This window comes from Stenotrophomonas sp. STEN022, assembly GCF_056760155.1.
Genome location: NZ_JBRREG010000125.1, coordinates 1 through 10,796, shown reverse-complemented (window position 1 = coordinate 10,796; position 10,796 = coordinate 1). Strand labels below are relative to the sequence as shown.

Genomic DNA, 10,796 nt, shown 5'->3' with positions numbered 1-10,796 from the left:
CGCAGGCGCCTCCGCAGCTCCCCGCTCCCCCCCCGCCCCCCCGCCCCCCCCCCCCACCCCGCCCCCGCCCCGCCCGCCCCCCCCCCCCCCCCCCCCCCCCCCCCCCCCCCCCCCCCACTACCGGTATCTGGCATGGCGTAATCTCTGGGCCAATATCCCCGGATCAATCCCCATGCCTGTGCTCCTCGCTGTGCCGCTGGCGATACTGGTATTCGTTGCGATCATGCTGCTGCTGATGCCGCTGTCACTGTGGCAGCGCGTGCGCAGTGGTGGCGCGCGTCGGCAGGCGCGACCCTGGCTGATCAGCTTCAACTACTGGGCAACGCTGGTGTCCACCGGTCTGTTCGCGGTGTTCGTCGCCATCGCTGGCTTCTGGTGGGCTGGCGCCTGGTCCTACGCCGCACTTGGTTGGCTGACCGGCCTGCTGGTCGGTGTACTTGGCCACTACCTGACCCGCTTCGAGGCCGGTCCAGAGGCGCTGCATTACAAGCCCAATACCTGGCTGGTGCTGGCGTTGACCGCGATGATCGTCGTGCGTGTGGTCGCCGGTGTGGTGCAGGGCTGGCAGGCGTCGGTGAACGGCGTGCCGTGGCCGGACTCGGGCTGGCTCAGCCATGCCGGCTTGCTGGCGATGGCGGCGCTGCTGCTCGGTTATGCAGGCATGTACGCCTGGTTGCTGCGGCGCCGGGTTCGTCACCATCAACGCTATCGGCAGTTTGATCGTAGTCCGCGCTGAGCCTGTATCCGATGGCAGGCGGAGGCTGTCCCGGCTAGTCTGATGCAAGCAGATACGGAGACGCTTGATGGGTGTGCTGCAGTTCTTCGGGCGCCGCTTGGCGCACTTCCTGGCGCAGCCACGCGCCAACCAGATGCGGCCGTCGACCAGCGACCCCGCAATGCTGTTGCGCACCTTGCGTCGTGGCGATGTGCTGCTGGTGGAGGGCAATAGCCGCTTCTCCACCGCCATCAAATACCTGAGCCAGTCCACCTGGTCGCATGCGGCGCTGTACATCGGCGAGGAACCGCTGCTCGAAGGCGGCAAAGCGCAGCCGATGCTGATCGATGTCGATGTGGAGCAGGGTGTGCGCCGCATTCCGTTGACCGAATTCGCCAACCAGCACACCCGTATCTGCCGTCCGCAGGGGCTATCACCGGCGGTGGTGGATCAATTGGTTGGCTTCATGCGCGCACGCTTGGGCTATAGCTACGACTTGAAGAATGTCTTCGATCTGGCGCGATTCCTGATCCGGCAGCCGCCAGTACCAGGACATATGCGCCGTCGCCTGATTGCATTGGGCAGTGGCGAGCCAACCAAGGCGATCTGTTCGACCTTGCTGGCGCAGGCCTTCGAGTCGATCCGCTACCCGATCCTGCCGGAGATCGAGACGGTGCTGGCGCAGGTGGGGGGAGCGGAGCAGTCGCAGGAGATCCTGCATATCCGCAATTACAGCCTGTACACGCCGCGCGATTTCGATGTGTCGCCGTTCTTCGACGTGGTCAAGCCGCGCCTGCAGCACAACTTCGATTACCTGGCGCTGCAGTGGAGTGATGACGGCAGCCCATGATCACCCCCTCCCTTGGCCGGGAGGGGCAGGGGAGGGGTAGCTCTTCTGCCTTGGCATTGATCAGCGACGTTCCGAAAAAAAAACACGGGCCGCGAACGGCCCGTGTTTCATTTACAAGCACTGCATTGAATCTACAACGGTGTTGCCAGGAACGTTGTCGCTTAGAAGCGTGCACCCAAGCCGAAGCCAACGGTCCACGGATCCAGCTTCAGCTCGCCAGCGTTCTGGCCGGCGACGCGCAGGTCAGGACGTGCGTGCATGTAGCGCGCATCGGCGCGGGCAAACCAGGTCGAGTTGATGTTCATGTCAACGCCGACGGTGCCGATCGCGCCCTTGGCGGTATCCACGCCAACATGGTTGCCGGTGCTGCTCAGGCCGTCGATCTTCTCGTTGCTGAAGTTCGACTCGTAGTAACCAAGGCCGACGAACGGACGGAACACGTTGTCCGCCTGGCCGAAGTGGTACTGCGCGCTCAGTGCAAGCGGCTGCTGCTCGACGCTGCCGACCTTGGCGCCACCATCGGTGCGCACGCGGTGATCGAACTTGTCAGCGGCGCCCCACAGCTCAACGGCGAAGTTGTCGTTGAAGTAATAGCTGGCGCTGATCGTCGGTGCCGGGCCGCCATCGACCTTGCCAATGCCGTCGATCGGATCGTTCTTCGGCTGCAGCAGGCTGATGCCACCAACCACGGCAAAATGCTTGCCGGAGGCGGTATCGCCATTGCCGTCCTGCGCGAAGGCGGTGGAAGACAGCGCAAGTGCGCCCAGGGTGGCAAGGCTGAGAATTTTGATGGAACGCATGAGTAACTCCTCGTGTTGCGATCGGGACTACGTTGTTATCAAGGCCCTCGTTGCGGGGCGAGGACACCCTAACGATGGCAAGATGAATCGCTCTAAACGCAGGGAATTTTCAGTGCCATTGCGTTCAGCGAAAAGCGGAGAGATCCCATGGGTACGATGATCCGCAGAAAAATTCCGTTCACGATGTTGTGGAGCATGTGATGAGTGCTGATGTATTGCAGGGCTTGCCCGCGCAGGTGACTGCAGCGTGTCGTGTATTGGTATTGGGCTCGATGCCGGGCGCGATATCGCTACATGAATCGCGTTACTACGCGCATCCACGCAATCGCTTCTGGCCGTTGATGGCGGCACTGTGTGGCTTCGATGCGCAGCTTGCCTATGCACAACGAATGCACTGCCTGCAGCAGGCCGGTGTCGGCTTGTGGGATGTGATCGGGCAATGCCAGCGCACCGGCAGTCTGGATACGGCCATCGTCCGTGGTAGCGAAGTACCCAATCGCATTGCGGAACTGCTGGCCGATCTGCCACAGCTGCGTGGCATCGCCTGTAACGGCGCTGCAGCACACACTGCGTTCCAACGATGGATTGCACCGGCTTTGCCGCCTTTGGCGGCTGCGCTGCCGGTGCTGGCCCTGCCATCGACCAGTCCGGCCAATGCAGCGTGGTCGCTGCAACGCCTGACTGGGCAGTGGCAGGCGCTGCAGCCGTGGTTGAATGCGCCGAATGGGGTGGTATCGCCTGCAACCAACGGTTTGACCGGCTAGGACAGGCAAGACAGCCGACATGTCACAAAGCAGGGGGTTGAGCCGAGATTCCGGCCGTCACGGCACGCGTGGCGTGCCCTTGTCCGGGGACATACGCAGGCGAATTCGCTTGTAGCGGTTGGCGCTGCGGCCCGCTAACGCCACAATAGGGGATTCCCTCATTTGTTGCTGGAGTAGTTCATGGCCGAAATCAAGGAAGCACTTGTCCCCGATATCGGTGACTACAGCGACATTCCGGTGATCGAAGTGCTGGTTGCGGTTGGCGATACGGTCAAGAAGGACCAGGGTCTGGTCACGCTGGAATCGGACAAGGCGACGATGGAAGTACCGTCGGCCTACGCCGGTGTGGTCAAGGAACTGAAGGTCAAGGTTGGCGACGGCCTGTCCGAGGGCAAGGTTGTGGCCCTGATCGAAGTCAGCGAAGAGCCTGCCAAGCCGGCTGCCGCTGCCGCTCCGGCAGCCCCGGCCAAGGTCGAAGCCACCGCCGAGACCGGCGCCAAGGTCGAGCCGGTGGCGGTTGCACCGGTCGCCGACAAGCTGGCCCAGCGCGAGATCGCGCAGGAAGACTCGGTTACTACCAGCAAGCCGGCCACCCCGCCGGTGCAGTTCAATGCCGAAGGCGTGCTGCCGGCCAATGTGCCGTATGCCAGCCCGGCCGTGCGCGTGTTCGCCCGTGAACTGGGCGTGGACCTGCAGCAGGTCAAGGGTACGGAGAAGGGCGGCCGCATCACCAAGGGCGACGTGCAGAAGTTCGTCAAGGGCGCGCTGTCCGGTGGCGTTGCTGCCAGCGCTGGCGCCCCGGCGGCTGCCGGCGGCGGCCTGAACCTGCTGCCGTGGCCGAAGGTCGACTTCAGCAAGTTCGGCGAGACCGAAGTGGTGCAGCTGTCGCGCATCAAGAAGATCTCCGGCGCCAACCTGGCCCGCAACTGGGCGATGATCCCGCACGTCACCCAGTTCGAGCAGGCTGACATCACCGATCTGGAAGGCCTGCGCGTGGCCCTGAACAAGGAGAACGAGAAGGCCGGCATCAAGCTGACCATGCTCGCCTTCCTGATCAAGGCCAGCGCTGCCGCGCTCAAGCAGTTCCCCGAGTTCAACGCTTCGCTGGACGCCAGCGGCGAGAACCTGACCCTGAAGAAGTACTTCAACATCGGCTTTGCCGCTGATACGCCGAACGGCCTGGTCGTGCCGGTGATCCGTGACGTCGACAAGAAGGGCGTGGTGCAGATCGCCCAGGAAACCGGCGAACTGGCCAAGAAGGCGCGTGACGGCAAGCTCGGCCCGGCCGACATGAGCGGCGGCTGCTTCTCGATCAGCTCGCTGGGTGGCATTGGCGGCACCGCCTTCACCCCGATCGTGAATGCGCCGGAAGTGGCCATCCTTGGCGTCTCCAAGTCGTCCATCCAGCCGGTCTGGAACGGCAAGGAATTCGCGCCGAAGCTGATGCTGCCGCTGTCGCTGAGCTACGACCACCGCGTCATCGACGGCGCCCTGGCGGCCCGTTTCACCACCTACCTGTCGCAGGTGCTGGCCGACATGCGGCGCGTGCTGCTGTGATGCCAGTGGCGCCGCGACGCGCCCTGCTGACGCTGGTGCTGGCTGCCCTGGTGGGCCCGGCACTGGCCGCCAGCCAGTGTCTGCCGGTGGTCGGTGAGGGTTGGCCGCCGGCGGTGGGCAACTACGGCCAGGCGGCGACCAGTCTGCTGGGCGGCCAGGCCGAAGACGGCCTGTCGCTGCTGGTGCTGCCGCCACGCGGGGTGGAATCGCAGGTGTTACTGCGCCGCGATGCCGCCAACGGGCAGTGGATGGTGCTGGCCGGTATGGCTGACAAGCGCATCTACAACTGGAGCACGGCGGCTGGTCGCGGCGGCGTCAACCTGCTGCTGGACCAGGAGCCCGAGTTCGCCCAGGCGCCGTTGCCGGATGCACTGGCACAACGTCTGGTCGAGGTCTGGGGCAAGGCCTTGGCTTCGCCTGAAGTGGCAGCGCGTGCGCCGGTTACCGATGGCGAGGTGCTGTCCTTCACCGTCAACGGCGAACGTTACAGCGGTCAGCGGCCGGCTTGCGGCCAGCTTGAAGCGCTGCAGGAACAGGCGGCGCTGCTGATCGAGCTGGCCCATAGCAAAGACAAAAAATACGAGAAGCGCTACGCCGATATCGCACGCGCGCTCGACAATATGCATGACCGGTTCGTCGGCGACGCCGGCTGAGCCCACAGGAGAAAACAATGGCGACGATTGAAATCAAGGTTCCGGACATTGGCGACTACAACGACGTGCCGGTGATCGAGATTCTGGTGGCCGTGGGCGACACGGTGAAGAAGGACCAGGGTCTGGTCACGCTGGAGTCGGACAAGGCCACGCTGGAAGTGCCTTCCTCGGCCGCGGGTGTGGTCAAGGAAATCAAGGTCAAGCTCGACGACAAACTGTCCGAGGGCGATGTGGTGGTGATCCTGGAAGCTGAAGGCGAGGGCGCTGCCCCGGCCGCAGCTCCGGCACCTGCCGCCGCACCTGCGCCGGCTGCACAGCCCGCCGCTGTCGCCGCTCCGGCAGCCGTCAGCGCGCCGGTTGCCGCTGCTGCGCCAGCTGCATCCGGCCCGATCGAAGTCAAGGTGCCGGACATCGGTGATTACCAGAACGTACCGGTGATCGAGATACTGGTCGCCGTCGGCGACACGGTGAAGAAGGACCAGGGCCTGGTCACGCTGGAATCGGACAAGGCCACGCTGGAAGTGCCGTCCTCGGCCGATGGAGTGGTCAAGGAAATCAAGGTCAAGCTGGACGACAAACTGTCGGTCGGCGATGTGGTGGTGGTACTGGAAGGCGCTGCCGGCGCCGCACCTGCTGCCGCCAAGGCGGCCCCGGGCAGCAAGCCGCCGGTGACCCCGTCGCACCGCGCGCCGGACCCGGCGGTCGCCGCCAAGGCGCTGCCGTCCAGCGGCCGCACCGCCGACATCGAGTGTCGCATCGTGGTGCTGGGCGCAGGCCCGGGCGGCTATACCGCTGCCTTCCGCGCTGCCGATCTGGGCATGGATACCGTGTTGATCGAGCGTTATGCCAGCCTCGGCGGCGTCTGCCTCAACGTCGGCTGCATCCCGTCCAAGGCGCTGCTGCACGCCGCTGAAATCATCGACCACGCTGCGCATGCCGACGAGCTGGGCATCGAATACGGTGCGCCGAAGATCAGCCTGGACAAGCTGCGCGGCTACAAGGAAAAGGTCGTCGGTCAGCTGACCAAGGGCCTGGCCGGCATGGCCAAGCAGCGCAAGATCCGCACCGTGCATGGCCTGGCCAAGTTCATCTCGGCCAATGAGCTGGAAATCGTCGGCGACGACGGCAAGACCCAGCTGCTGCGCTTCGAGCAGTGCATCATCGCCGCCGGTTCGCAGGCGGTGAAGCTGCCGAACTTCCCGTGGGACGACAAGCGCGTGATGGACTCCACCGATGCACTGGAACTGGCCGAAGTGCCGGGTTCGCTGCTGGTTGTGGGTGGCGGCATCATCGGTCTGGAAATGGCCACTGTGTACAGCGCCCTGGGTTCCAAGGTGACCGTGGTCGAGTTCATGGACCAGCTGATGCCGGGCGCCGACAAGGACCTGGTCAAGCCGCTGGCCGATCGCCTGAAGAAGCAGGGCATCGAAGTCCATCTGAAGACCAAGGCGTCCGGCGTCAGCGCCGATGCCAAGGGCATCACCGTGACCTTCGACGCCGCCACCGAAGGCGAGAAGCCGGCGATGGAAAGCGGCACCTTTGATCGCGTGCTGGTTGCCGTCGGCCGCTCGGCCAATGGCAAGAAGATCGATGCCGACAAGGCTGGTGTCGAAGTCACCGATCGCGGCTTCATCCCGGTTGATCGGCAGATGCGCACCAACGTGCCGCACATCTTCGCCATCGGCGACATCGTCGGTAACCCGATGCTGGCGCACAAGGCCACGCACGAAGGCAAGCTGGCGGCTGAAGTCGCATTCGGCGAGAAGAAGGAATGGGTGGCGCGGGTGATTCCGTCGGTGGCCTACACCAACCCGGAAATCGCATGGGTCGGCGTCACCGAGACCGAGGCCAAGGCCAAGGGATTGAAGGTGGGCGTGGCCAAGTTCCCGTGGGCGGCCAGCGGTCGCGCGATTGGTATTGGTCGCACCGAAGGTTTCACCAAGCTGATCTTCGACGAAGAAACCCACCGCGTGATCGGTGGTGCCATCGTCGGCGTGCATGCCGGTGAGTTGCTGGCCGAAATTGGCCTGGCCATCGAAATGGGTGCGGAGGCCGAAGACATTGGCCACACCATCCACGCGCATCCGACCCTGAGCGAGTCGGTGGCGATGGCCTCGGAGATCTACGACGGCACCATCACCGATCTGTATATCCCGAAGAAAAAGTAATTGAAGATTGAAAAGGGCCGCTAAGCGGCCCTTTTCATTTGTGCGCGATATGTAGAGCGCAGCGATGCTTCATTTGTAGTGGGGGGGCCCTGAACGGCGCGAAGAAGGCCCCCAAAAACCGCAAACGGGGGCGAAGACCAGGGGGGGGGGGGAAGGCCAAAAGAAACCCACCCACCCGCCGCCCCGCCCCCCCCGCCCCCCCCCCCCCCCCCCCCCCCCCCCCCCCCCCCCCCCCCCCCCCCCCCACTACAGGTGGCGCGTCAGAACGACAAACTCACACCTGCAACCGGGCCCTTGAATTCCTGTTTAAGGCCGATGACACCGTCGCTGCCTTTCTGGTCAACATCCAGCTTGAACCAGTCGTAGCCGGCGAAGATGCCGAAGTTCTTGTTGAAGTTGTACTGCACGATGGCATTGGCGCGGCTCAGGTCGCCTTCGTAGTCATCGAAGTTGCCCCAGCGTGTGTTGAGGTACTGGCCCTGCAGGTTGATCAGCCAGTTCTCCGAGGGCGTGAAGGTCAGGCGCGCGCCAACTACCGGCGCGATGCCATCGGCTTTCTCGTTGAGGAAGCGGCCCTGATAGACGTCGCCTACATCGGCATAAGCGTCGGCACTGATCTTGGCGTACTCGGCGCCGAGCTGCAGGCCGAAATCGAAGCGCTCACCATCGACCACCGAGTAGTCGTAAACCAGCGTTGCCACCTGGTACTTCAGTTCGCCCTTCACGAAGCTGCCTGCGGGTACCGTGGTGTCACCCCAGCTGATGCCTTCATCCAGCGTCTCGCGCCGGTCCTTGTCGTACTTGAAGTAATCGAAGATCAAGCGCTGGCGGTCGCTGATGCGGAACAGGCCGTCGATGCGTGGCTCCCATTCCTTGCCGCCCAGGCTGAAGTCCTCCGACAGATCCACGTCCTGGCCGGCAACAGTGGTGCTGCCGCGGATGGTGTTGTCGGTGTCGATGTTCATCGCGCCCAGCCGCAGGGTGAAGCGCGGATCGCCTTCAGCGGCGTGCGCGGCTTGCGCGTGGACCAGAGCGAGTGTGAGTGCGCACGGAGCAAGTGCGAGAATGAAGCGGGGATTGCGCATGACATTGCCTGCTTGTTGCTTTGGGGCAACTGACCATCGCCGATTCGATGTAGAGAACAGTGAGCGCAGCGTGCAGGCAATGTGTAGACGCGGATCAATTGCGGTGAGGTGGTGCCGCCGAGGGCGTGCGACACCACCTCACCCGAGTCCGCGCACCCGCCCGACGAGGTAGCGGGTGGCTGACTACGAAGGTGTGACCGGGGGAGTTGGGGGAAGTTCCCGTGTTGCGGCGCAATATTTATTGTCCCGTGCGGCGGCCCGACGGCCGCGCATCCGGGGAAAAAACGTGATACTGCGGCCACTTGCATAGTCAAATGGGGACAAATGCCGGTTGTCTCGCAAATTGTCCCGCTGTTATACTTTCGCGGCTCGACGAGACGCCTTTGCGCGATTCGGCTCTTCCCTTTACCTGAAGCAGGACACTTTGACGTGCTGAACTCCGTTGACGCGGGTCGGCGACTGATGTTGCGCGCCGCGGTCTACCCGCTGGTCGCAGTGGTGGTCCTGGCTCTGGCCTTCCTCTTCGTGGGGCCAAAGCATGCGCTGGGCGCCCTTGTATCGGGCCTGGCGGTGGTGGCAGGGACGGCGCTGGCCGCGTGGGTAGGGCTCGGTGGCGGCGTTCAGGCCGCTGGTTCAGCAATGGTCCGCCTGTTCCTGGGGTTCGTGCTGAAGATTGTGCTGATTGTTGCCGTGCTGGGAATGGCTTTTTTCTGGTGGCGACTTCCTCCTTTGGCTCTGCTGGCGGCAATTCCAGTGGCGCTGATGTTCCAGGTTCTGGCTCTGGCCAGACGTTGATTCACTCATAAAGGTTCCGGACACATGGCGGGCGAGGCTCTAACTCCTACCACGTACATCCAGCATCACCTGCAGAATCTGACCGCTCCGGTCGGTGAGGGCGGTGGTTTCTGGATGATCCACGTCGATACCATCGTCACCGCGGTCCTGATGGGCCTGCTGATGGTGTTCGCCTTCTGGATGGCAACCCGCAAAGCCACGGCCGGTGTGCCGGGCAAGTGGCAGGCGTTCGTTGAAATCTGCCTGGAGTTCGTTGACCGCCAGGCCAAGGACACCTACCACGGCAAGAGCAAGCTGATCACGCCCATCGCGATCACCATCTTCTTCTGGATCCTGTTGATGAACCTCATCAAGATGATCCCGGCCGATTTCATCGCCAAGCCGCTGGAGCTGGCAGGCATCCACTACTGGAAGCCGGTGCCGACCGCCGACGTCAATGCCACCCTGGGCATGTCGATCAGCGTGTTCATCCTGATGATCTTCTTCGCGCTGAAGTCCAAGGGCATCGGCGGCTTCGTCAAGGAATTCCTGACGGCTCCGTTCGGCAAGTGGATGATGCCGTTCAACCTGATCCTCAACATCGTCGAGTGGCTGAGCAAGCCGATCTCCCTGGCGATGCGACTGTTCGGCAACATGTTCGGCGGCGAAATCGTTTTCCTGCTGATCTGGGTGCTGGGCGGTGCCGGCGTGTTCGGTGCCGTTGCCGGTGGCGTGTTCGGCTTTGGCTGGATGCTGTTCCACCTGCTGGTGATCCCGCTGCAGGCCTTCATCTTCATGATGTTGACCATCGTGTACTTGAGCCTGTCGGAAGACAGTCACTAAAGTTACAAGCTTCACCCAGTTTCAACCTTCATCCGTTTCATCACCCTTAGCTACTTAAAGTTCCTGGAGATAACCATGTACTTCGCCGTCCTGACCAACCTCGCCCAAGTTCAGAGCTCCACCGCCCTTGCCGTCGGCATCATGATCGGCCTGGCCGCACTGGGCGCTGGCCTCGGTCTGGCCATCATGGCTGGTAAGTTCCTGGAGTCGGCCGCTCGCCAGCCGGAACTGATCCCGGTCCTGCAGGTCCGCATGTTCATCACCGCCGGCCTGATCGACGCCGCGTTCATCATCTCGGTCGCCGTTGGCCTGCTGCTGGCCTTCGCAAACCCGCTGGCTGCTGCCCTGCTGGCCGAAGCCGCCAAGCTGGCAGGCTGATCCAGCTGCAGTGAGACGGTCGGGTGGCGGGGGGGCCCCCCCATGGGGTTTAGGGTAGGGTTGGCCCCCCCCCCCGCGGCCCCCCCCCCCCCCCCCCCCCGGCGCAGCAGCCACAATCAGCCTCTGACTCTTGGAGGAACGTCATGGATGACCGCAAGCGCAGCGCAAACGCGCAACGTCCACAGGCATTCTGGCAACGACTGCCTGCG

Annotated in this window: 11 protein-coding genes; 9 read left to right on the top strand and 2 right to left on the bottom strand. The window is 63.6% G+C overall.

Annotation, left to right across the window (positions count from 1 at the left end):
* Positions 1-172: 172 nt before the first annotated feature.
* Entirely contained in the window at positions 173-736 is a 564-nt protein-coding gene (locus ACVOMF_RS18970) for a CcdC protein domain-containing protein (protein ID WP_481510644.1), read from the top strand.
* Between the two features lie 67 nt (positions 737-803).
* Positions 804-1,565, top strand: coding sequence for a YiiX/YebB-like N1pC/P60 family cysteine hydrolase (locus ACVOMF_RS18965; RefSeq protein ID WP_481510643.1), 762 nt, complete (start codon positions 804-806; stop codon positions 1,563-1,565).
* Between the two features lie 161 nt (positions 1,566-1,726).
* Here the strand turns inward: ACVOMF_RS18965 and ACVOMF_RS18960 are convergent, their stop codons facing one another.
* On the bottom strand, positions 1,727-2,365 hold the full coding sequence (locus tag ACVOMF_RS18960) for an OmpW/AlkL family protein (RefSeq protein ID WP_481510642.1): 639 nt from the start codon (positions 2,363-2,365) through the stop codon (positions 1,727-1,729).
* Positions 2,366-2,565: 200 nt separating this feature from the next.
* Between ACVOMF_RS18960 and ACVOMF_RS18955 the strand changes: the two genes are divergently transcribed.
* The 4 genes from ACVOMF_RS18955 (at position 2,566) to lpdA (ending at position 7,507) form a co-directional block, all read left to right on the top strand.
* Positions 2,566-3,129 carry a DNA-deoxyinosine glycosylase gene (locus ACVOMF_RS18955; RefSeq protein ID WP_481510641.1) on the top strand — a complete coding sequence of 188 codons (564 nt, stop codon included), beginning with the start codon at positions 2,566-2,568 and terminating at the stop codon, positions 3,127-3,129.
* A 180-nt stretch (positions 3,130-3,309) separates the two neighbouring features.
* On the top strand, positions 3,310-4,686 hold the full coding sequence (locus ACVOMF_RS18950) for a dihydrolipoyllysine-residue acetyltransferase (protein ID WP_481510640.1): 1,377 nt from the start codon (positions 3,310-3,312) through the stop codon (positions 4,684-4,686).
* 5 nt (positions 4,687-4,691) lie between these two features.
* A complete protein-coding gene (locus ACVOMF_RS18945) occupies positions 4,692-5,339 on the top strand; it encodes a hypothetical protein (protein ID WP_481510639.1) in 648 nt (215 codons plus the stop codon).
* Between the two features lie 17 nt (positions 5,340-5,356).
* On the top strand, positions 5,357-7,507 hold the full coding sequence (gene lpdA, locus ACVOMF_RS18940) for a dihydrolipoyl dehydrogenase (RefSeq protein ID WP_481510638.1): 2,151 nt from the start codon (positions 5,357-5,359) through the stop codon (positions 7,505-7,507).
* Between the two features lie 260 nt (positions 7,508-7,767).
* Here the strand turns inward: lpdA and ACVOMF_RS18935 are convergent, their stop codons facing one another.
* The gene (locus ACVOMF_RS18935; protein ID WP_481510637.1) at positions 7,768-8,592 is read right to left on the bottom strand and encodes a hypothetical protein; all 825 of its coding nucleotides are present in this window, start codon (positions 8,590-8,592) and stop codon (positions 7,768-7,770) included.
* A 429-nt stretch (positions 8,593-9,021) separates the two neighbouring features.
* Between ACVOMF_RS18935 and ACVOMF_RS18930 the strand changes: the two genes are divergently transcribed.
* The 3 genes from ACVOMF_RS18930 (at position 9,022) to atpE (ending at position 10,587) form a co-directional block, all read left to right on the top strand.
* Complete coding sequence (locus ACVOMF_RS18930; protein ID WP_211263663.1) at positions 9,022-9,387, top strand: hypothetical protein; 366 nt, start codon at positions 9,022-9,024, stop codon at positions 9,385-9,387.
* A 24-nt stretch (positions 9,388-9,411) separates the two neighbouring features.
* Positions 9,412-10,209: a F0F1 ATP synthase subunit A gene (atpB, locus tag ACVOMF_RS18925; protein ID WP_282273293.1), complete on the top strand. Its 798-nt coding sequence runs from the start codon at positions 9,412-9,414 to the stop codon at positions 10,207-10,209.
* 75 nt (positions 10,210-10,284) lie between these two features.
* On the top strand, positions 10,285-10,587 hold the full coding sequence (gene atpE, locus ACVOMF_RS18920; protein WP_054661978.1) for a F0F1 ATP synthase subunit C: 303 nt from the start codon (positions 10,285-10,287) through the stop codon (positions 10,585-10,587).
* The last annotated feature ends 209 nt before the right edge of the window (positions 10,588-10,796 follow it).